This window comes from Pseudoalteromonas sp. S16_S37, assembly GCF_014694405.1.
In the GTDB taxonomy this organism is placed as follows: domain Bacteria; phylum Pseudomonadota; class Gammaproteobacteria; order Enterobacterales; family Alteromonadaceae; genus Pseudoalteromonas.
Genome location: NZ_JAAUWV010000029.1, coordinates 13306 through 35982, shown reverse-complemented (window position 1 = coordinate 35982; position 22677 = coordinate 13306). Strand labels below are relative to the sequence as shown.

The window sequence follows — 22677 nt, the reverse complement described above, 5'->3', positions numbered from 1 at the left end:
AAGGTATTTTAAATGGCGAGTAGCGAGATGCAAGACAAATGCAGGCAAATAGCATTGCCTGCATCATTGTTGCAGTGGCTAAAACCCTTTAAACGCAAGCGATGCGTTGGTGCCACCAAAGCCGAATGAGTTAGATAAGGCGTAACGAACAGGTTTTTGCATTGGTTTTTGCATTATTAAATCAACGCCTTGGCAATTTGCGTCCACGTTATCAGGGGTGAGATTCAAAGTATAAGGTAGGGTTTGATGCTTGAGCGCCAGCACGGTAAACACCGCTTCGATAGCAGCCGCTGCACCGAGTAAATGACCCGTTTGCGACTTAGTGCCCGATACCGCTATATGTTTGGCATGGTCAGCAAAAGCATTTTTGATTGCCATGACCTCAATGCTATCTGCCGCAGTACTGGTGCTGTGGGCATTGATGTAGTCAATTTCTGTGGTATTAATATCAGCCATATTAAGCGCGGTTTGCATTGCACGTTGTGCTCCCAAACCTTGCGGGTGGGGCGCGCTGAGTGCTTGTCCGGTAAACCCATCACTGGTGCGACCAAAGCCGACGATTTCACAATAAACAGGCGCGCCACGGGTGATAGCATGGTCGTATTCTTCTAGCACTAAGCAAGCCGCCCCTTCACCCATAACAAAACCATCTCGGTCTTGCGTAAAGGGTCTAGATGCAGCTTGGGGGTCATCGTTTCTGGTAGATAACGCATTTTGCGCGTTAAAAGTTGAGATCCCCACCGGAGTGACCGATGCTTCAGCACCACCTGCTACGATGATTTCTGCCTCGCCCCCCTTAATTGCATTGCAGGCATCAATAATTGAGTGGGCACTTGCCGCACACGCTGTTGAGTGTGAATTATTAGGGCCACCAAAGTTCCAGTGGCTGGCCACATAACCCGCTGCCAAGTTGGGCAAAAACATCAAATTACCAAATGGCGATTGCTTTTTACCGTTGGCGGCCTTGCCTGCGCATACTTCAAGGCTATTGAGCCCACCAACCCCAGTGGCAATGTTTACGCCAATGCGATGCAACTGTTGCTCATTAGTGATTTTATCAAGGCCAGCTTCAGTGATGGCTTCAGCAGCCGCTATCATGGCAAATAGCTGATGACGGTCTAATTTTTTTAATAACTTAGTGCGGGTGCTGTCATCCATATCTTTAAAAGGCGCAAGCGTTGATGGGTCTAAATGGGCACTTACTTGGGCGGCAAAAGACGTTTTGCAGGCAAATTGCTCAGGGTTAAAGTGTTCGATGGGGCGAATACCATGCTTACCCTGCAATAAATTTTTAAAGCTGTCTTGTGCTGAATTACCAATAGGAGAAATAGCGCCGATGCCAGTCACAACAATTCTTCTCATGATCTTCCTTTTTACCTCTTTCATCATAGGGGTTTGCAGCGCCCAACTCTTTTATTACTGCAGCTCATTTTATTCAGACGCAGATACAACTAAACCAGCCTAATAAGTCGCTATGACAAAACCATGACACAGAGCAAAATGCAGAATAAAAACTTTAATTGCAGCTGATCTAAATACACGCTTTGATCGTTTAAAATTCAACCAAAGTAAAATAGGTGTTTTGACATGCGTGTAAGTGAACTAAAAGCCCAACTAAATCAGCAAGCACTTGAAGCGGTAATTTTAAGTTATGCCGACTCTAATCATTACTTAGCCGGCGGTATTGATGCGCAAGGCAACTATCACTTGCTCAGTGATGCCAAAGGTAAAACCATGACCTTTAACTCATTGCGAGAGGCCGAAGTAATGCTAGCCAGTCTAGGTGTGCAAATTGCGACTTTCGAAATGCAAAGCGCCTATGATGAAATGGTTGCCTCAGCCTCTGTGGGCAATGTAAAAACGAGTTTAAACCTTCTCCATTAATCCCTCCTCCTGTTTGGGTAGCAGGCGAGAGCCTGCTTTTTTTGGGCTGATTTTAACAAAACTAAAAATCGACGTTGTCAAAACTCTTAAGTTTCGTTTAAACTATATCTAAATTACGAAACGAAACTTACCTGAACTAAACATGACTAAACGAAACACCCAGCAAAGACGCCATACCATTCTATCGAAAGTAAACGAATGCGGTGAAGTGAGTGTGGATGCATTGGCCGTTGAGTTTGAAACGTCAGAAGTTACGATTCGAAAGGATTTAACCGCGCTGGAAAAAAGCGGACTGTTGCTGCGCCGCTACGGTGGTGCGGTGGCTCTGCCGCAAGAGATCGTTGCAAAAAGCAACGATAAACGCGATTCACTTCGCAAAATGGCAATCGCTAAAGCGGCCGCTAACCTGATTAAAGATCACAACCGCATCATTATCGATAGTGGTCGAACAACGGCCGCGATGATCCCCGAGCTTGCTAACAAACACGGGCTAGTGGTGATGACCAATGCAATGAATATAGCTAACAGATTGTTATCACTAGAAAATGAACCAACACTTTTGATGACCGGCGGCACTTGGGACCCACATTCAGAGTCATTTCAAGGGCAGGTGGCAGAAAAAGTATTGCGCTCGTACGACTTCGACCAGCTATTTATTGGTGCCGATGGCATTGATGTTGCGCGTGGTACAACAACCTTTAACGAGCTGGTGGGTTTAAGCCAAGTTATGGCTGAATCTGCCCGAGAAGTTATCGTAATGGTGGAATCAGACAAAGTGGGGCGCAAAATTCCCAACTTAGAATTGCCTTGGTCGCAAGTCACAACCTTGATAACCGACGACAATTTAGCGTTGGCGCTGTGCCAAACGATTGAAAGCAGCGGTGTAACAGTAATTCGCGCAAGCGTTTAAAGAATTTAACGTTACGCATGAGAGACAACATCGTGCGTAGTAAACATCATTATGACAACACACTTCACGTGCAAAATGGAGAGATTATGTGTGGTATTGTAGGGGCGGTTGCAGAACGTCCAGTAAACCAAATTTTGATTGAAGGCTTAAAGCGCCTTGAATATCGTGGCTACGATTCAGCAGGCGTAGCGTTAAGCTTGGCTGGCACATTGAACACAGTAAAAGCGGTGGGTAAAGTCGTCAACCTTGAGCAGGCGCTTGAAAAGGCAGCTGCAAAAGGCACTACAGGTATTGCACATACACGTTGGGCAACCCATGGTGGTGTGACTGAAAACAACGCTCACCCGCATGTATCAAACAGCGAAATAGCCTTAGTACACAACGGCATTATTGAAAACCACGCGCCGCTTCGTGATGCGTTAAAAGGCGACGGCTACGAGTTTTTATCAGACACCGATACCGAAGTCATGGTGCACCTCATTCACCAACTTCGTCAGCAACACGACAGCTTGTTAGACGCAGTAAAAGCGGCGGTAAAGCAGCTTGAAGGTGCATACGGCACGGTGGTATTTGATAAAGCGAATGACCAAGAAATGATTGTGGCACGCTCTGGTAGCCCATTGGTTATTGGCCTAGGTTTAGGCGAAAACTTTATTGCCTCTGATCAACTTGCGCTGCTACCAGTTACACGCCGTTTTATCTTTTTAGAAGAAGGTGATGTTGCACGTATTACCCGCGACAGCGTTGAAATTTACGATATCAACGGCGAATTAGTTGAGCGTGACGTGATTGAATCGAACATTGTTCAAGATAACTCAGGCAAAGGCGAATATCGCCACTACATGCTCAAAGAAATCTACGAGCAACCACTGGCAGTACGTAATACCCTTGAAGGTCGTTTAGACAATGACCGTGTTGCCGTTGATGCCTTTGGCGACAGCGCACAACAAATTTTTAAAGACGTAAAACACGTACAGATCATCGCTTGTGGTACGTCATACCATTCAGGTATGGTTGCGCGTTACTGGTTAGAGCAATTTGCAGGCGTAAGCTGCAACGTAGAAATTGCCTCTGAGTTCCGTTACCGCCAGTCATTTGTACACGAAAACAGCCTACTTGTGACCATTTCACAATCGGGTGAAACCGCAGACACGCTTGCGGCATTGCGCTTAGCTAAGCAGCAAGGTTACATGGCATCGATGACTATTTGTAACGTACCAGGCTCATCATTGGTGCGCGAATCAGACTTAGCCTTTATGACCAAAGCCGGTGCTGAAATTGGCGTGGCATCAACCAAAGCGTTTACCACACAGCTTGTGGGTTTATTGATGCTAACAGCATCAATCGCACAAGAAAAAGGCCTAGATCAAAGCAAAATCGTTAATGCTATTAAAACCCTACCAAACAAGTTAGAAGAAGCGCTAACACTGGCAGGTGGCATTGAAGAGCTAGCAGAAGAGTTTGCCGATAAACACCATTCACTGTTTTTAGGTCGCGGCTCACAATACCCAATTGCAATGGAAGGCGCGTTGAAACTGAAAGAAATTTCATACATTCACGCCGAAGCCTACGCAGCAGGTGAGCTAAAGCACGGCCCACTGGCGCTTATCGACGCTGATATGCCAATCATTGTCGTTGCACCAAACAACGAACTACTTGAAAAGCTAAAATCAAACGTTGAAGAAGTGCGCGCGCGCGGCGGCATCATCTACGTATTTGCTGACAAAGACTCACACTTTGCATCAGACGACACTATGCGTGTTATCAACGTCAACCACGTAGAAGACATCCTCGCACCAGTTGTATATACAATCCCGCTACAGCTACTATCGTATTACGTTGCGGTGATTAAAGGCACCGATGTGGATCAGCCTAGAAACCTAGCAAAATCGGTCACGGTGGAATAAGAAAAGGCGCGAAAGCGCCTTTTGTTGTGGGTGAATAATAAAGTTTCACCCCATACAATAAAGTATCATCCCAAACAATAAAGTTTCATACTAATTTGTTTTTCTCGCTACTTTGCTTTATCAAGTATTGGGCCTTTTTCTGAATCCAACTAGACTTATCCAAGTTTGTTGTATACACGGAAGGATTTATTTTGGAAACGCTTTATATTGTTGGAAACGGTTTTGATTTGCATCATGATTTACCCACAACTTACGTTGGTTTTAGTGAGTATTTGAAAAGCAAGAACCCCTCTATTTTTGACATATTAGCTCATGTCATCTCTTACCCCATTACCGATAATGATCTATGGAGTCGTTTTGAGGAAAATCTTTCATTGATTGATATTAGTTATTTAGAGGACCATATAAGTGAATACATACCCTGCCCATCCAGCGATGACTATGATAGAGATATGGATGCTTGTGTCCTTGAAGCTCAGAGGCTGGTTGGTTATTTGACACATGAGCTACGAAATGAGTTCGCAGAATACATCCGTAAAGCTGATTCATACCAGGTGGATACTGATTTTTTATTAAACTTAGATTTAGATGCCTTTTTCATCAGTTTTAACTTTACCAGAACACTTGAAAAACAATATGGCGTCTCTGCCGAAAATATTTTGTATATGCATGGTACTTATGATGACAAAGAAAATATAGTCTTGGGACATGCTGTTGATCCAAGTATATTTATAGAAGAGCAAGATGATCAGAGCCCACCTGAAGGTTTAACTTCTGAACAGTTGGAACAATGGTATGAAGAGATGTCTAATCAGTATGTACCATTTCTTGATGAAGCTAGAGAAGAATTGTTTTCTTATTATGGCAGATCTTTTAAAAATGCTAGCGAAATCATTGAAACTAACTCGAGCACTTTTAACAGATTAGGAGAAGTAAGGCATATTTTTACTCTAGGTCACTCAATGTCAGATGTAGATATTGAGTATTTTGAAGTTATTAAAGAGCATGCTTCCCAACATTGCCAATGGAATGTCTCGTACTATGGTGAAGAAGAGAAAGCAAAAATCGAGGACATATTGTTGGGGCTGGGTATATCTGAGCAAAACTATACCTTAATTGAACTGACATCTTTGCTGTCTAAACCAGAATAAGTATTTCGCTAAATAGATATATGGACTTTTACTAAGCACTAAACAACTCGTTTGCATATACATTCCCAAATCAGCTATGCTGAAATTTCAATCAGTTATAGCGGTATATTATGTCTAGGAAGATTGGCCATACTGAGGCGCAATATCTTAAGTGGATTAAAGAGGGACGCGGTACTGGCGAGTATCAGGATTACAAGCCGTGGTTAACGGTTTATGATGCGCCATCCGACGGCCGTGTACATCGAGTCTTCGGCTATAAGTCCAAACGAACCCATCATTTATTATCCGATCTTGAACTATCCATGTTTTATTTGCTCGAGTGGCGGCAGGATGTGCTGCAAGTCAAAGAGCAGTTTCCGCTTGAACGTGAGATAACACAAGAGTTAGCAGAATCTGCTGGCATCAAACACCCAAATGTTCGGGGCGTTGACCAATACCTTTCGAGCGACTTTCTTGTTGAAACAACCTCGCGAGATCTCCCCTATTTTGCGCTACAAGCCAAATATGTCAGCGCTTTTGAAGAGCAGCGAAAGATAGAGATACTTGAACTCGAGAAACGTTTTTGGCATGAAAAGCAGACCCCTTGGCAAATAGTCACTGAGCAAGAGATCCCAAAAGTTGTTAAAGCGAATGTTGAGTGGATTTACCCATTGCAAGGTGAACATGAAGAAGCTCAAGACTCAGCCATTGAGCAAGCTAGATTCTATGCCGATTACTTTGCAAAACACCAAACCAAAACCCTCATAAACGCCTGCAAAGAGATAGATACCGCCTATGGACTAGACTTAGGAGAGTCGTTGTTTGAGATAAGAGCGTTGCTGGCTGACCGTTACTTTACATTTGATATTTTTACGCCAGTCCAAAAGCTGCAAGTTGGTCATCTTAAGCTAGGTGATGTTGAACAAATTCAGGAGGTGTTTCGTGTTTCAAATCAATGAAGTATTGCAATGCGAACAAACCTTGTATCGCATTTTAATGGTGTTTGATTATTACGTGCTTTGGATAAAAGTGCACGATGACAAGGTCTTTCCTGAGCTTGTTGAAATAACTGAGTTAGAACAGGGCTTTCAAGATGAAGTGCTCAAACGTGCAGCCGACCCATATAGCGACATTGCTACTGTTATTCCAGAAGCAGGTTCTACCGCTCAGTTAAAACGTGATGAAAACTATGCCGCAATCAAGCCATTGGTAGAACTTGAGAACTGCTATGAACCGAAAGCGCGTGGCAAAGTGGTAAATCAAATAATGACTGAGACAGGCAAAACCAAACAGTCTATTTATCGTTTTGCCCGTAGATACTGGCAACGTGGCCAGATCCCCAATGCATTATTACCCGATTATAAAAACTCAGGTGCCAAGGGCCAAAAGCGCCGAGCCATAACAACAAAATTAGGTCGGCCTCGTAAGTACATGTCAGGCACTGGCGCTTTAATTGATGATTTTGCAGAGAAGTTATTTCGTATTGCCATTGAGCGACACCTATTAACCGACAAAGGTAAATCATTTAGATACGCGCACAATCGACTTAAAGATATTTATGAGCAGTACTTTCCTGACTTACCAGAAGAGGAGTTGCCAACACTCAGGCAAATGGAACATTTCTACAAACGTGAATATCGCCAAGTAGACAAAATTGAAGCGCAGGCGGGTGAGATAAAGCGGAAAAAAGATATTCGACCGCTTACAGGTACCGCCGCCGCAGATGTTTTGGGCCCAGGTATGCGCTATGAAATTGACGCTACAATCGCAGATATTTATTTAGTCTCTGACTCCCAAAGAAGCAATATTGTTGGCCGCCCAGTGATTTACATGGTGATTGACGTATTTAGTCGCATGGTGGCTGGGTTTTATATTGGTTTTGAAAACCCTTCATTTGCTGCCGCCATTCAGGCAATACATATGGCCACGATGGATAAATCAGACTACTGCCGTCAGTTTGGTTTTGACGTAACCCCGCAGCAATGGCCGTGTATTGGCTTGCCTTCAGCATTGTTGGCCGATAGAGGCGAGTTGATGGGTCATCAAATTGAATGCCTTGAAAAGGGCTTTGGTGTGCGCGTTGAAAATACGCCACCATTTAGAAGCGAGGCCAAAGGGGTTGTCGAGCGAGCGTTTCGCACCTTCCAACAAGCGTTCAAACCGTTTGCACCTGGCGTGGTCACTGGTACCAAAATTAAAAAGCAAGGTGACAGAGATTACCGCTTGGATGCTAAGCTGACTATTCAAGAATTCACTCGCATTATTTTAGCGGCAGTGCTTTACCACAACCAGTATCACGTAATTGAAAGCTATGACAAAGCGGCTGATATGCCAACGGACCTACCAAATAACCCTCTGGCACTATGGAATTGGGGCTTGCAGCATCGCACTGGTCGGTTGAAAAAGCCAGCAACTGAGCATCTTCGTGTGGCATTGATGCCAAGAATTCGAGCAACGATATCTGATTCGGGGGCTTGTATATTTGGCGTGTATTACACCAGCGCAGAGCTTTTAAAATTAGGCTGGATGCATCGGGGCAAGGAGGTTAAACGCCCTAAAAGTGTAGAAGTTGCCTATGACTTAGCAACCGCAGACTACATCTACATTTATCACGGCCCTAGCAGCAATGACTATTTTGTATGCCAGTTGGCAACACGCTCACGGCAGTTTTCAGGCGCGAGCTTTTGGGATGTGTGGCAGCAAAATGATGAGTTAAAACAGACTCATGCAGATGCAAAATTAGTAGCCGATGAGCAAAAGCGTGCCTTGGAGCGACAAGTGATAGAGGTGGTTAAGCAGGCGGAAAAGGCCGCGCCAAAACACATTGGTTTGTCGGATGCGGAGCGTATTCGCAATATTCGTGACAACCGAGCAGAAGAAAAAGCCAAAGAGCGTAAAGAACGGGCCTATAAACCAGTGGACATCGACACCAGTAAATCAGCGCAAGTGCATTATCTCTCTGAGCCTGATGACGATTTGGACTTTCCTGACTTTTCGGATCAGCTATTTAAGGAGGATGACGACGTATGACTTTACCCTCTAATATCTTCCGCGCGGTGTATCAGGAGTCTGAGATCGAGCGTTATAAAGGCAACCCGTTTATTGAAGCGCTACCAAAAGTGAACAAAATTGAAGAGCTAAAAACTAAGCTGGAGGGTAAAGTAAAATACAGCCCAGCGGCAGGTTATTTAGACGCAAGGCAGCGTGCTCACGAGTTATGTGGTTTGCTTGATGACTTTTTTCAACCGCTTTCGATGCATGTGGCGCTTGAGGAAAAAATAGCGCTGATGATCCGCGGCGGCTATGTAGCCAGAAATATTGCAACTGGCCAGCTACAGCAACACTTGCAAAACGGTTACGAGCGCTTGATGACGGGCGATATAAGCAGTTTTCGTTTTGCCGAAGCGCCCTCTACGGCACGTTGCTTGTCACTTATCGGTTGCTCTGGGTGTGGTAAAAGCTCCAGCGTGCTAAGAATATTAGCCACCTACCCACAAGCGATTTATCACGAAAAATATAATACGTACCAGCTTACCTATTTGCGTATCGAATGCCCCGTGGATGGGTCATTAAAAAGCCTATGTTTAAATTTCTTTCAAGAGGTTGATAAGCATCTAAATACTAAACTCACAGAAAGGTATTGCTATAAGCGGCATAGTCCCGAAGTGCTTTTAGCATTTATGGGACAAGTCGCCAATCAATATGCTATAGGCGTGTTAGTGATTGATGAAGTTCAAAGGTTGGCTCGAAAGCAAAAAGAAGGGCAAGAACGCATGCTCGAGTTCTTTGTGGCTTTGGTGAATATTATTGGTGTGCCGGTGATTTTAGTGGGGACTCCCAAAGCAAGGCCCATATTCGAACTAGAGTTGCAGTCTGCAAGGCGCAGTACTGGCATTGGCTCTATGGTGTGGGAGCCCCTGCCACAGCACAAAAATCGAATCGATAAAGCAACAGGTAAACCAAAGCCAACAGAGTGGCGGTTGTTGACTGACAAGCTGTGGCAATACCAATGGCTTATTCACCGCGATGAACCGCTCACAGAAGAGATCCGCAATACTTGGTTTGAGCTGTCACAAGGTGTGTTAGATATTGTGGTTAAGTTATTCGTGCTTGCACAACTACGCGCCATTATTACTGGCGTTGAACGGCTATCTTCAAAACTATTTTTGAAGGTGTATGAATCTGAATTACAGCCGATCCATCCCATGATTGAAGCGCTCAAGTCTGGTAAAGCAAAGAGCATTGCCAAGTATTCAGACTTAAAATACAAAGAGATTGATAAGCGGTTGTTGGAACTCAGTCAGCAGATCTCTGAAGTTGCCGCTGCTAAGTCAGACACACTCCCTTTTGCGAGCGACTCAGAGGCCATGAGGCTTTATAACCTTTTGCTAGGCATGGGGTGTGAATCAGAGTTATTGGTACCATTAGTGCAAAAAGCCATTAAAGATCACCCAAACCTGCAGGTAAGAGCGCTTATTCCACTCGTTCTTGAATGGTATGAGCAAACGCCAGACGAAGTGGAGGAGTTCAAAGAAAAGCCAGTGCTCATCAAGCCAAAAGACTGGCATACACTGCCGAGTGACGATTTGCGTTTTGGCTATTCTCAACACAAAAAGCAATCGGGTGAGCTTTATCAATACTACAAACAACAAGGAAAGATTTTTGATATGACCGCTTGGCTTAAACAAAGCGTGTAGCATGGCCTGTTTACCCGTACCTTACCCTGATGAGCTGCTGTATAGCGTCATCGCAAGGTACGGCGTACATGCAGGCATCACGTCACCCAAGCAATTGCTTGATGAGGTATTCCAAAACCGCCAAATAATCGCCTCAGTAGCCTTTCAAGGGCATTTATCGCAGATCTCCGCTCATTATCAAGGTAACGCTGATTTAAAACCATATAAGCTGTTACAGAGGCATACGCTTTTTCCGTTGTACTCACCTTTTGTGCATCCCAAGATTGAAGCTCAAGCTAAACATGAGTTGCTGACTGATTGCAGGCACTCGGCAGAAGTACAACTAGGCAAAGCTGCATCTAAAGTTAAAAGCCCACACTATCTGCGTTACTGCCCATTGTGCGTAACAACGCAAATAGAACAATATGGCGAGCCTTTTTGGACACGGCGCTGGCAACTGCCAGGTTTATCGATATGTGCAGAGCATGGCATGCAATTGATAAACAGCCCTATTTTGATAAGCGAGTTGCATAGGCACCAATTTATTGCGCTAAGTCCTCATGTGCTTTTGCATTTAAATCCAAATCAAACAAACCACAAAATCACATTACTAGCGGAATATGCGCAGCAGTTGCTGAACTTGTCAGAGCACCATATACATCCGTTGCAATGGCGTTATTTTTATCATCATTTGGCTTATCAGCTGGGGTTTGTTAGGGGGAAGCTGGTTGAGCACGAGCTGATCGCACAATTGGTTTTAGGGTATTGGGGCAGTCATACCCTAGCAAGCTTTGGGCTCAACTTAAGCAAAGTGGATGAAAGTAATTGGTTGAAGTGTTTGTTTAGAAAGCACAGAAAATCCTTTAGCTACCTTCAGCACCTATTGGTATGGCAAGCATGCTATGAGCAGCAGTTGGATATAGCGAACATACTCACTACAGCTTCAGCATTGCCGCATACCCCATACGATGAAATGGCCTTGAGCACTGAGCCTGTGGTGGTTGACCAAACTCGTCGCGCAAAGTGGCAACACGCTACAGCCAAGTTTGGCGTTAAAGACGCGAGGCAAAACGGTTTTGCTCACCTGTACACATGGTTATATCGGCATGATAAACAATGGTTGATGCAATTTAATCAAGACTCAGCTAAGCCAAAAGTTGCAAAAACAGACCGAGTTGATTGGTCAAAACGAGACAAAAAATACGTAAGGCAACTTATTTCACTGATTAATAAAGTAGAAACTCAGCTTGGTGCAAGCCGTCATACAGTAACTTGGCTAGTTACCCATGCACACATCCCTTTGTCTCAGATCAAATACTTAGAAAAGTTGCCGTTATGTAAATTGTTTTTTAATAAATATTGTGAAACTATAGAGGAATACCAATGCCGTCGTATCGCTGTGGCATGTATTCGTTGTATTGCAAAACATCAAATACACAGAACTTGGCGAATTGAACGTATGGCAGGGCTAAACGAGAAAAGGACCCGACCACTCGCGTCGCAATTGCTAGGATTTGCAGTAAAGTATGAACCAAGTTGATAGATTTAAAACACTACCAGACAACGCCAGAATACAGGCGATAGGCAATCTGTTTAAATACAATAACCGCAAAACGTGGGATATTGGTGTTCGTTTTAAGCAATCCACTCGCAAAGCCCTTAAGTTTAGCCAGCTTCCCTATTTAAGCCGACAAGTCGTACTAAACCAAACAGTTGATGCCACCCCTCCGGGCTTCCCGATTAAATTTACTTTACCCGACCGTGCATTTTGGCAAACCGCCACGGTGGGCGACAGCGCTTTAGTGACGTATAAGCTGAGCGAAGAGCAATCGCAAAAATGCTTTGTGTTTGAAAGTGCAGGCAAAACCATTTACTTGCCACAGTTGGAACTGGCCAGAGCGTTGTTTTTTACAAACAACTATCTGGCAAACGCCGCACTCATTAACAGTGCACTCGACTTAGAGTTTTACGTTGACCACCACCCAAACAACGATGATAAAGAGTTTCCTTTAGATCTTGTGATCAACGCCTTACCAACAACATTATGCCCAAAAGTACTGTTTGATAATGAAGGGTTTAGACATCAAATCGCTTGGTTATTACTAAACAGTGACATTAAAAACGCGTTTAACAGTATCTATCAGTATTTTTCGCAAGAGCGAGTTAGGGCACCTAACGTTGAGCGTTGGACGTTTCGATTCGACCCACCCCAGCTCAAGGGTGTAAAAGTAGCGGCAAGAGGCTGGAAGTCACGTGATGAAAGCACATGGTTTATCAATCGTATAGAATTGTTAGATGGTTTGTTCTTCCCTGATATTTCGGATGTTGGCTTTTCACATCCAGATTTCACCGAAAATAAACCAGGTTCGGGTAAAGGAAAAGGCGGTACCTACCCACAACTGCCTACACAGCGAGAAATCGATGAAAACAGCGACGGTAGCGAAGATAACGAGTCTGCATTGATATTCTGTGATGCGACACAGCGAATATACAACAGGGTGCCACGCACTCGTAAAGTCAATGCACAGCCTAGAAAAAGCCCTGGTGGTAAAGAAGACGAAGATAAACCCAACAACTTACCACCTGCCGTAAGCACCGACGATCCAAATTCGCGAGGCGATACACCCAGAGCCGCCATCAATGGTTTAGATGACTTAACCGACAACGCCGATTTATATCTCAACAAATTCGATAGTTTCTTCAAAATGCTGGAGATATTAGAAAAAGAGCACGGTGTTAAACAAAGTAAGCCCATCGTTCGCAAGCTGCCAGAAGTGGGGCGCAGCGAGAGTCACCTTATGGTAGACGGTTCGCCTAGATGTATGGCTATTGTAAAGATTGAACATCAAAGCGAAGGTTATTTCTTACTAGAGGTGGATACCTCCGATGGCAAAGCCTCCATTGCCACCAAAGTGATTTCAGCGCGAGCATTAGCGCCAAAAGGCAAGTTACGAGACTTTATACCGGAGATAGAAAGAAGATTGCTCAGCAACCAATTCTGCTGGCCAAAGAAATACTTTGATGCGCTGGTTGGTGAAGGCAATCACAAGAGTGTGTCGCATCAGCCTTCAAAAGATAAAGGAAAGCTGACCGAGGAAAAGATAGAAAGGTGGGCTGAGCGGCTTATACAAGCCTTTGAGAGATATGATTAAACAAACTATGAATAAGTAAGCGTAGTGTGAGTGATTACAGAGTAGCTATATTTATTGTTTATCAACTTATAGATGAGCACTGATGGCCGAGAGCTTCGTGGGCGAAGTCTACATTTTATGGACACTCTTGCAAGGAACAGAATGAGAAGTGATTTAGTAGATAAAACTATCAAAGACTTAATTGGAGATTTTGAGAGAACAGAGGAGAGAATAGCGCAAACTCAACTCACAAGAATCTTTTTGCAAAGAGGTTTGACCGCAGATGAAAGTGCGATAGTTATTGAAACACTAATATCTCTTGATGTACCAGTTGAATGGGCTGAAATTGATGAGACAAATGACCAAAAAGGTAGCACTGTTGCGGCTGAATTGTCAGGTTTCCGATTTATTGATAACTATGATCTTTTGTCTAAAGAAGAAGAAATTAAGTTAGGTAGAGCTATACAGTTGGGGATCAGAGTAGCGGAAGAAAACCTGAACTCAAGTGAGCACGCGAATACAATTCTCGAAAATGGGAAAAACGCTAAGCAAGTCATGATGCTTGCTAATTTAAGGCTAGTGAGAAAGGTTGCATCCTTTTTTACTGTTCATGCTGAACTCACTATTGAAGACCTTTTTCAAGAAGGAGTAATTGGGTTAAGTAAAGCTGTGGATAAATTTGACCCTAACCTTGGATACAAGTTCTCAACATATGCAGTTTGGTGGATTAGACAGGCAATAGAAAGGTCGATCATAGATAAAGGCTTAACGATTAGAGTACCTGTGCATATGCACAAAAAGATTCTTCAGTATAGAAAAGCTGTCGCTTGTTTATCAGCTCTGAATTATGGCAAAACCCCTTCGCCTAAAGAAGTCGCGGAAGAACTAAACTGGGACGTTGCAGACGTCCAGTTCTGCTGGGCAATTTCGTCTATGCAACCAAGCTCTCTTGATGAATCAAAGGCTGAAGGAGGGCAATCATTAAAAGACATACTAGTTGCAGAAATTCCTTCACCGGAAGAGGTAATGAACACACAACAATTAGTTTCAGGACTAAAAAAGCACTTGTCGATATTGAAAGAAAAAGAAATCGAGGTTCTTAAATATCGTTTTGGATTGACTGAATCTCAAGATGAGGAAACTTTAGAGTGTATTGGCAAAAAGTTTGGTGTTACTCGAGAACGAATTAGACAGATTGAAGCTGAAGCTTTGAAAAAACTCCGGCGACCAAGTAGTGCTTCTGTTTTAAAAAATAACTTTTTAGATGATTTATAGAGAAGGAAGCTACATGAATATACATGAAGCTCAAGAAAAGTTTGTGACATGGCTCGGCCAGCGAATGACCAAGGTTGGCCGTGGAGATTTAGATCAGTCAATAACAGTTAAACCTTCTGGAAAATATTGGCTTGGAAGAATTCAGTCAGAAAAAGCTGTTAGGGAAAGTGAATGGGGAACAAAAGGCGAGAGGCTAGAACCGTGTGCTTTTGGTATTAAGTTAAAACCAAAACATTTGGATTTAGAAACATGGAATATTGAGGTTTCTACAGGATTTCATGTGTGGATGAAATCTAAAAGAGGGGCTGATTGGGTTAAATCACAGAAAATCTCAATCACTGAGAACATATCTATTCCAGTCCAAGTTGGAAAGAAGAGGCACCTTGAAGAAAAGTTTACCTCAGAGATAGCAAAAGTTATTGGAATTGAAGGGTTATCCGCAGCATTAGAAATTGAAGTGGAAAAAGATCAGTATTCAGAATACGAGTTGTTTGTCACTCTGGTTAATACTTCTCCGAAAGATAAAGAATGCGCAAAAATACCAGATACTCGCTTTTATCAATTTGATATGTCGATTAAAGGATTAGCCACAAAGTCATTTATTCAATCAGCTCTTGAAGACTCTTTTCGTTATGATAGAAAGGTGCCAGCTTACGGGATAAATTGTGGAGTGATAGTAGCTGATGATGGGAGTTTTCATACTGAAGATGCAATTACAGTAGACAAGCATCGACCTAAGTATTGGAACATGAATGAAGTTCCTCCTTCACTTGAATTTGCTTCTCTGGCTGATGAACCTTTGCAATCATCTAGGCAACTACTCAGCTATTTGTATCAATGGGGAGAATCAAACTGGTCTAAGACAGCCCTTGAAACTCGGAGAAAAATTGAAGAATGGTCACCTGAAGCTTTTGCTAGCGCTAAGGAGGCTGCAAAGGAGTTTGCGGTTGAATGTACTAGGATAGAAACTGGAATTTCTCTACTTGAGCATAATGAAAACCTGCTTATGGCTTTTAAATGTATGAATGAAGCAATGGGCTTAAGCTCTAATGGCAAATATTCCTCATGGCGGAGTTTTCAGTTTGGCTTTCTTCTTGCCAACTTGTCTTCCATAGTAGATCAAGAAGTTGAACCAGAAGTTGCAGACGTTGTTTGGTTTGCAACTGGTGGCGGCAAAACGGAAACCTATTTGGGGCTTTTAATTACGGCGGCTATTTATGATCGTTTGACAGGTAAGAGCTCTGGAATAACCGCTTGGAGTCGTTTTCCATTAAGAATGTTATCTTTGCAGCAGACACAGAGGTTCGCAAACGCCATCGCTGCGGCTGATATAGTGAGGAAGAAGCACAAAATTGGTGGCGCTAGATTTTCACTAGGTTTTTTTGTTGGTAATGGTGCTACTCCTAACTCTATTCCTGTCGACCCGCAGCCAGGCGATCCTGATCGATATGATGCAAATATGCCAAACCAATATAAAGTACTTGATCACTGTCCATATTGTCATGAGCAATCAATAACAATGGATTTTGATAATGCCAGTTGGAGGCTAATTCATAAGTGCGAATCTAGTTCATGTTTGACGCAGGGGGAGCCTTTACCTGTATATGTTGTTGATGAAGAAATATATAGATTTCTTCCTACCGTGGTTGTTGGGACACTTGATAAGGCTGCATCCATATCTATGCAAGCAGCCATGAGAGGTTTACTCGGAGCCCCAAAAGGGAAGTGTTCCAAAGGGCATGGTTATACCTATGCACCAAGGAGCAAAAAGCCTAACGGGTGTTTAGTTCCCGGTTGTAAAGGAGAAATCATCGATTTGGGTATGGATGAGCACAGGTTTGGACCTTCTTTTAGGCTACAGGATGAACTTCACCTTCTGCGAGATAGTCTTGGTGCTGTGGATGCTCACTATGAGGCTATTTTTGACTCTCTAGAACAAGATTTATGTGGTAGAAAGCCAAAAATACTTGCTTCATCAGCAACTTTAACTGGCTATGAAAAGCAAGTTGATGTTCTTTATCGGCGTAAAGGGCGTGTGTTCCCTGTACCTCCACCTAAAGAAGGTGCGGGATTTTGGACTGCTGACTCTGCGGAAAAAATGAGGAAATTCATTGCTGTAGCGCCTAAAGGAGTGACGATAGAGTACACAGTGGACAGGCTTTTAGCTGAGTTACAGAATGCTATTAGAAGCTTACAAGACAACCCATCAGATATGTGTTCAGAAATCGGAGTTCCGCTAGAGTTTGCAGATGAACTTATTTCTCTATATGGGACTAATGTGGTTTACGGAAATACTATTAGAGACCTTGAAGCAGTAACTCGTTCGGCTGAAACTCAGCTTTCAGAAGTGAAAGGAAACGTAAATATTGAATCGCTAACTGGTAAAACGGATTTTAAAGATGTCGGTAAGATATTGAATAGGTTAGACAATCCTGAGTCTAATTTTAATGATAGGCTACATATAATCGCTGCTTCCTCAATGATGTCTCATGGGGTAGATATTGATCGATTGAATGTAATGGTTATGTTAGGTATTCCACTGTCAGCTGCAGAGTTTATTCAGGCTACAGCTCGGGTTGGTCGCCGTTATCCAAGCTTAGTATTTGTTGTTCATAAGATTGGCAGAGAGCGCGACGCAGGTATCTACCGTTCGTTTAAACAATTTGTTTCTCAGGGGGATCGTTTTGTTGACCCAATCCCAATAAGCAAGAGAAGTAGACAGGTACTTAATAGAACAATATCTGGGTTACTCTTGGCTCGGCTACTTATGATTCATGAGTACAATGGAGGAAATGCATTAACTACTGTTGGAGCACTAAAGGATTACTACCAAAAGGGCAACTTTGATAGTGAGATTGAGTCTTTGAAACTGATTAGTGCTTTGGATCTGGAAGGCGATCTAGACCATTATATCCGAGCTGACATAAAAGAGTGGTTAGAGGGGTTTGAAGCAAATATAAAAGAGCCACCTAATGATGCTATTTTTCCATCAGACCTGTCGCCCACAGAAAGGCAACCAATGAGATCACTACGAGATGTAGAAAAGCAAGTTCCGATTCGTAAGAGTACTTTGAATGCTTCAAGGAGAAGACGTTAATGGCTGATTTTAGAAGTGTTTCGCAGATTTTGTTTGGTTTTTTACCCGAACAAACCGTCGACTTAAGAGGGCAGGTTTGGAAAGTAAAAGATTGGGTTTACTTTACTCGTAATGATATTGATGATGCCTCAATTCGCAGAGCGATCATTAGGCAAGCCTCTGCATGGGAGGTGAGTGGCAACGACGGTGGCTTTATAGCTAACCTGAGAAAGAACTATCCGATAAAAGTTGTCACATTAGACGAAGACAATGGTGTACAAGTTGAATCTTTCCCAAGCAGAACGTGGGTTTGTCGAAGTTGTTTCAGAATTCACAAGCAACCCCAAGCGCCTTGCCCATGTGGAACAAGTATTGGCACTAGTAATTTGTATTTCGTAGGATTTCATAATTTATGCGGTGCTATTAGAGAGCCATATATTCCCAGCTGTGAAGAGCATAAACAAGTCAGAGTTAGGTTCCCTGGAACCGCAACAGCCAGCGAGATCATATTCGACTGTCCGGTATGCAACATCGTGTTGAGAAAAGGGTTTGGCAATGTTGAGTGTGAATGTAAGCAAGGATATCTGAAGTTTTTACCTCACAGAGCGGCATCGGTCTACACACCTCATAATGTTGTTATCGTCAACCCTCCAGATAAAGAAAAAATAAAAGTTCTTAGCGAAGCTGGAGGTCCACCTAGGGCTTTGTCTTGGGTGCTTAATGGGATGATTGAGGAAAATATAGATCAAGTAAAGTCTAGTTCTGAGTCCCTTAGGAGGACATTACAAAGCCAAGGGCTTCCAGAAGAGATTATAGATAAGATGTTGGAAGCTGCTGGTAATGATAGCAGTGTTATGCCTGTTTCTAATTTGACTTTAAATAAGGAGCACCAGGAAGAAGCGGAGGCTCAAGCAGTAATTTTGGCGCTCGCAACATTAGAATCCAGAATACAAATAAAAAACCTTATTGATTCAACAGCTTTAGGAAGTCAGTATGCTGATATTTATAGAAAAGCGTATGTGGCTAGCTTGGAAAAGGCGAAGCTGAAAAGTGTAGAGCTAATCGATAAATTTCCCATACTAACAGCGCAATTTGGCTACACAAGAGGTGGGCATAAACCGGGAGAAGATAAGCTCACACCATTTAAAACAAAAGGTAGTAAAGGGTACACTGTATATTCTGATTTGGCTCAAACCGAAGCTTTATATATTCAACTTGACCCGATAGAAGTGATTAGCTGGCTAAAAAAAATCGGCTATGATGTTTCTGTGGGAGTTGATGAACAGTCCTCCAGAGAGAACATATTAAAAGCAATAGCAGATAATGAATCTCCAACTGAAGACAATACATTACTGGAAAACCTTCACAAGTTAGTTCATTCATATGCTCATAGGTTTGTTCGAATTGCTTCAGTCTTTTCTGGAATTGATAGAAATGGCTTGTCTGAGCTTTTAGTTCCATATCATCTTGGATTTTTCATATATGGTGCTGCTAAAGGTGACTTCGTATTAGGTGGGTTACAAGCCGTGTTCGAAACCGAGCTTCATCATTTACTTGATGCAGTGGTGTTTGAAGATCACCGGTGTGCGATGGATCCAGCATGTAGTGACTCTGGTGGCGCGTGTATGGGGTGCCTGCATTTAGGGGAGCCTTCGTGCAGGCACTTCAATATGAACCTAAGTCGTTCTGCTTTATTTGGACGATCTGGCTACTTAAGATAAATTGACCCAAAAAAGTTAAAGCCAATTCAGTTTGGCTTTAACTTTTTTGGAAGCGATAAAATATACTTTGGACTTCGCTCTGCTTATGCCAACGTAGCTAAGGGCTTGTATTGTGTGGTCGTCAAGCTCGCTATCATCAATAGCTACAATCACTGTATGGCATTCTAATCCTTTAAATCGCCGAATTGTTTCAACACAGATCCCTAACTTTCCATAGCTGGTAAACATATATTCATTAATGCAATGAGTTCTCAATTGATTTACCAATAAATTTGAATTCGTTAGTACTACGATGTGCTCACATGCAACATTCTTTGATAGCAAGCGTTCAGTGGTTGTGAATATCAGATCTAAAGAGTCCTTGTAGGTATTGGATTCAATGAACTCCGACTCTGGGCCATACAACCCATTGTCTAAAAGTTCATCTTTATAAATATTAGCGACAGTTGTCGCGATTTGTTTGGTATTTCTGCAATTTTTCAATAGATCATACGGGGTTAGATTTAAAGGAGGAGCCCAACCTCTTCTATATAGGTTTTGATGAGAGTCCGCAAAAATATAAAAGACTCCTTCTGTGGCTATCATGCCTTGTAAAACCTTAATCCAATCAGACGAAAAGTCTTGAGCTTCATCAATAATAATCGCGTCAAACTGTGATTGATTAGAGGATATTGACTCAATAAGCAGTTTTAAGGCTTGCTCTTCATACCATTGTGCATCTAGCTCTTTGGGTATTGCTATTTTGGCTTGTCTCGCTTCTTTAACAGCTAGGGAGTGAAATGTTTCCACCGCTACCGCTGTGTCCTCAAGTGTTATTTTTATTTTTTCGCAAAGGAGCTTGTTGTAGCAAAGAAATAGTGTCTTATAGCTCCCCATATTTAGCTGCCGTGCTTTCTCTACAGCTAAGATCGTTTTTCCAGCTCCGGCGGTGCCATAAATAATGGCTTGTTTTGCTCTTTTTAAAGAAATTAAAGTTTTAATTTGTTCGTTTGTTAAGTTGATAATACCTCTTTCAGTTTCCTCAATGACATCTGATGGCAGTTTTCTTACGTGCATTGTTGGAGCCAAAAGAGAACTTATTTTATCCAAATAGTGCTCTGGAAAGTGATATACGGCTTTCCAATGCTCAGCGACTTTGACAAGTGCGCGATAGGGGTTTTGTAAGTCGTACTTATCAATAATTAATTCTCGAGGTGAGTTAATTGATAGTGATTTAGTTACAACCAAATCAGGAAACACAACAGCATGTATAATTGGAACTTTCGTAAGCGACTGGTTTTCCTTATTTAGATAAGCTAACAAAGCATACTTAGAGTCTTTAGCTTGTACAAAAGGGTCTTTAATTACGTGTTTGGCTTTGAACCTATCTGTTGTGTACCAAGTACCATTTTCTAAGGTAATTGAGCCGCCCTTGACTTCAAGGATTAGAACTCCAATTTTAGGTAACAAAAGAATAAAGTCTGCTTCTCCATCTCCTTGGCGGTTATTTCTTTGCGATTGCCAGCACAAAGAGTGGAATATAGTGATATTTTCAATTTGTGAAAATGCTGTTCTTACCTTTTTTTCTGAACTAGGGCAATTATCTGGCAAAAACGGAGGGTATATTGTGGCCATTTAGGGCTTTCCTTGGCTCTCAATATTTCTTACATGGTTTATAAAAGAGTCACCAATTATTTGTCCTAATCTGGGTGGAACGGCATTTCCAATCATTTTACCTACCTTTCCAATTTGAACTGGCACATTATCTTCAATGAATTGATACCAGTCTGGAAACGTCTGAAAAATAGCTCCTTCACGTAAGGATATAGCTCTATTTTCTTTTGGGTGGCCGAAACGCCCATTTCCAAATCCAAAGAACTGAGTTGTCATTGTGGGAGCAGGTTCATCCCAGCGCATTCTTGAATAAACGCCAGAATATGATTTTCCGCTAGGTTTTTTATGGCAGTCAGCTACTAGATCCAAAGGCCAATCTTTCCAAGTACCACCAGGCTTTGATGCCTTCATTCGCTTCATATTTAAATCGGATAAAGCCGCCGTTTTATGCAAGCGATCAGCTTTTGATGCTGTACCAGCTTTAATTTTTGCGAGCTGATATTTTGATAGCGCTTGTTTTACTGTGACATATTCACTTGGAGTGTGAGTTTTTTCTACTAATGAAATGGGACCAAGTTTTGATGCGAGTAATACATGTCTACTCCTTGTTTGAGGTATTCCGTAATCAGGACAATATACGGTATTGGCCCAAATATTATAGCCTTGCTTTTTTAGGCTACTTACAAAGTCATGATAAACAGTGTGTTTGGTGACATCTGGTACATTTTCCATGGTGACCAATTCGGGCTGAGTTACTCGTATTAATTTAGAAAATGCATACAGTAAGGGCCATTTTTTATCTTTTTTTGTGTCTCTACCTTGAGAGTAGGTTGAAAATGGTTGGCATGGTGCACAGCCAGCAAGCAGACGAAAATCACCAGCAGAATACATACCTGTCAGCTCATCACCAGATAGAGAAGTCACATCTTTACAGTGAAAAAGTGAACCGTTATTTGATTCATATGCGTACTTGCAGTGGCTTTCAATATCTAATCCAGCAGAGACTTGAATTCCTGAGTCAATTAACCCTCGAGTCAAACCTCCCGCGCCACAAAACAAATCTACACCGACTATACTTGCCATTGAATTTAAAATTTATATATACATACCCTTTTATTATTGTACATCAGGAATTTGAATAAATCGAGGGTGTTTTTGTTTTTTCTCTTATAAATTAATAAGGTATGTCAAAGCAACTGTTTTTAAAGGGGTATTTTTAGGATTGCTTCTTTTCCGTTGATAGGCGCTTTTTAGTCAGCGTTTTTTTAAGTTTTCGGGATGGAACTTTATTATTTGATTTGAGCACGAACATATGTTGCTATCTAAGTCCAGTATGAAACTTTATTTCCTAACCTCAAATTTCCAAGCCAAAGA

The 22677-nt window shown here is 42.4% G+C and carries 15 protein-coding genes; 12 read left to right on the top strand and 3 right to left on the bottom strand.

Features of this window, described 5'->3' with window-relative positions; genetic code table 11:
• Positions 1-78: 78 nt before the first annotated feature.
• Positions 79-1362: a beta-ketoacyl-[acyl-carrier-protein] synthase family protein gene (locus tag HC733_RS13350; RefSeq protein WP_190365543.1), complete on the bottom strand. Its 1284-nt coding sequence runs from the start codon at positions 1360-1362 to the stop codon at positions 79-81.
• A 225-nt stretch (positions 1363-1587) separates the two neighbouring features.
• Here HC733_RS13350 and HC733_RS13345 point away from each other — a divergent pair, with 225 nt between their 5' ends.
• The 12 genes from HC733_RS13345 to HC733_RS13290 all read left to right on the top strand — a co-directional run bounded on the left by HC733_RS13345 (position 1588) and on the right by HC733_RS13290 (position 19710).
• Positions 1588-1884, top strand: coding sequence for a DUF6482 family protein (locus HC733_RS13345; RefSeq protein WP_190365542.1), 297 nt, complete (start codon positions 1588-1590; stop codon positions 1882-1884).
• Positions 1885-2026: 142 nt separating this feature from the next.
• On the top strand, positions 2027-2794 hold the full coding sequence (locus HC733_RS13340; protein WP_190365541.1) for a DeoR/GlpR family DNA-binding transcription regulator: 768 nt from the start codon (positions 2027-2029) through the stop codon (positions 2792-2794).
• A gap of 86 nt (positions 2795-2880) precedes the next feature.
• A complete protein-coding gene (glmS, locus tag HC733_RS13335; protein WP_190365540.1) occupies positions 2881-4701 on the top strand; it encodes a glutamine--fructose-6-phosphate transaminase (isomerizing) in 1821 nt (606 codons plus the stop codon).
• Positions 4702-4892: 191 nt separating this feature from the next.
• The gene (locus HC733_RS13330; protein WP_190365539.1) at positions 4893-5852 is read left to right on the top strand and encodes a bacteriophage abortive infection AbiH family protein; all 960 of its coding nucleotides are present in this window, start codon (positions 4893-4895) and stop codon (positions 5850-5852) included.
• A 110-nt stretch (positions 5853-5962) separates the two neighbouring features.
• Positions 5963-6790 carry a TnsA endonuclease C-terminal domain-containing protein gene (locus tag HC733_RS13325; RefSeq protein WP_190365538.1) on the top strand — a complete coding sequence of 276 codons (828 nt, stop codon included), beginning with the start codon at positions 5963-5965 and terminating at the stop codon, positions 6788-6790.
• On the top strand, positions 6774-8861 hold the full coding sequence (locus HC733_RS13320) for a Mu transposase C-terminal domain-containing protein (RefSeq protein WP_190365537.1): 2088 nt from the start codon (positions 6774-6776) through the stop codon (positions 8859-8861). The genes HC733_RS13325 and HC733_RS13320 overlap by 17 nt, the downstream gene beginning before the upstream one ends.
• A complete protein-coding gene (locus HC733_RS13315; protein WP_190365536.1) occupies positions 8858-10528 on the top strand; it encodes an AAA family ATPase in 1671 nt (556 codons plus the stop codon). Before HC733_RS13320 ends, HC733_RS13315 begins: the two co-directional genes overlap by 4 nt.
• Before the next feature lies 1 nt (position 10529).
• Complete coding sequence (locus HC733_RS13310) at positions 10530-12047, top strand: TnsD family Tn7-like transposition protein (protein ID WP_190365535.1); 1518 nt, start codon at positions 10530-10532, stop codon at positions 12045-12047.
• On the top strand, positions 12034-13659 hold the full coding sequence (locus HC733_RS13305) for a Tn7-like element transposition protein TnsE (RefSeq protein ID WP_190365534.1): 1626 nt from the start codon (positions 12034-12036) through the stop codon (positions 13657-13659). Before HC733_RS13310 ends, HC733_RS13305 begins: the two co-directional genes overlap by 14 nt.
• Positions 13660-13800: 141 nt before the next feature.
• Positions 13801-14913 (top strand): sigma-70 family RNA polymerase sigma factor, encoded by a 1113-nt coding sequence (locus HC733_RS13300; protein WP_190365533.1) that lies wholly within the window; start codon positions 13801-13803, stop codon positions 14911-14913.
• Positions 14914-14926: 13 nt separating this feature from the next.
• The gene (locus tag HC733_RS13295) at positions 14927-18010 is read left to right on the top strand and encodes a C-terminal helicase domain-containing protein (RefSeq protein ID WP_203219211.1); all 3084 of its coding nucleotides are present in this window, start codon (positions 14927-14929) and stop codon (positions 18008-18010) included.
• Complete coding sequence (locus HC733_RS13290) at positions 18010-19710, top strand: hypothetical protein (RefSeq protein WP_190365531.1); 1701 nt, start codon at positions 18010-18012, stop codon at positions 19708-19710. The genes HC733_RS13295 and HC733_RS13290 overlap by 1 nt, the downstream gene beginning before the upstream one ends.
• Before the next feature lie 15 nt (positions 19711-19725).
• Here HC733_RS13290 and HC733_RS13285 read toward each other — a convergent pair whose 3' ends face one another.
• Both HC733_RS13285 and HC733_RS13280 read right to left on the bottom strand, forming a co-directional pair.
• Positions 19726-21324, bottom strand: a complete 1599-nt coding sequence (locus tag HC733_RS13285) for a nuclease-related domain-containing DEAD/DEAH box helicase (RefSeq protein WP_190365530.1) — start codon at positions 21322-21324, stop codon at positions 19726-19728.
• Positions 21325-22386 (bottom strand): DNA cytosine methyltransferase, encoded by a 1062-nt coding sequence (locus HC733_RS13280; protein WP_190365529.1) that lies wholly within the window; start codon positions 22384-22386, stop codon positions 21325-21327.
• Positions 22387-22677 lie beyond the last annotated feature (291 nt).

What these genes read in the sequence shown, in the direction of transcription:
- HC733_RS13350 (WP_190365543.1), bottom strand. Translation starts at nt 1,362, where the DNA reads ATGAGAAGAATTGTTGTGACTGGCATCGGCGCTATTTCTCCTATTGGT.
- HC733_RS13345 (WP_190365542.1), top strand. Translation starts at nt 1,588, where the DNA reads ATGCGTGTAAGTGAACTAAAAGCCCAACTAAATCAGCAAGCACTTGAA.
- HC733_RS13340 (WP_190365541.1), top strand. Translation starts at nt 2,027, where the DNA reads ATGACTAAACGAAACACCCAGCAAAGACGCCATACCATTCTATCGAAA.
- glmS (WP_190365540.1), top strand. Translation starts at nt 2,881, where the DNA reads ATGTGTGGTATTGTAGGGGCGGTTGCAGAACGTCCAGTAAACCAAATT.
- HC733_RS13325 (WP_190365538.1), top strand. Translation starts at nt 5,963, where the DNA reads ATGTCTAGGAAGATTGGCCATACTGAGGCGCAATATCTTAAGTGGATT.
- HC733_RS13315 (WP_190365536.1), top strand. Translation starts at nt 8,858, where the DNA reads ATGACTTTACCCTCTAATATCTTCCGCGCGGTGTATCAGGAGTCTGAG.
- HC733_RS13310 (WP_190365535.1), top strand. Translation starts at nt 10,530, where the DNA reads ATGGCCTGTTTACCCGTACCTTACCCTGATGAGCTGCTGTATAGCGTC.
- HC733_RS13305 (WP_190365534.1), top strand. Translation starts at nt 12,034, where the DNA reads ATGAACCAAGTTGATAGATTTAAAACACTACCAGACAACGCCAGAATA.
- HC733_RS13300 (WP_190365533.1), top strand. Translation starts at nt 13,801, where the DNA reads ATGAGAAGTGATTTAGTAGATAAAACTATCAAAGACTTAATTGGAGAT.
- HC733_RS13295 (WP_203219211.1), top strand. Translation starts at nt 14,927, where the DNA reads ATGAATATACATGAAGCTCAAGAAAAGTTTGTGACATGGCTCGGCCAG.
- HC733_RS13290 (WP_190365531.1), top strand. Translation starts at nt 18,010, where the DNA reads ATGGCTGATTTTAGAAGTGTTTCGCAGATTTTGTTTGGTTTTTTACCC.
- HC733_RS13285 (WP_190365530.1), bottom strand. Translation starts at nt 21,324, where the DNA reads ATGGCCACAATATACCCTCCGTTTTTGCCAGATAATTGCCCTAGTTCA.
- HC733_RS13280 (WP_190365529.1), bottom strand. Translation starts at nt 22,386, where the DNA reads ATGGCAAGTATAGTCGGTGTAGATTTGTTTTGTGGCGCGGGAGGTTTG.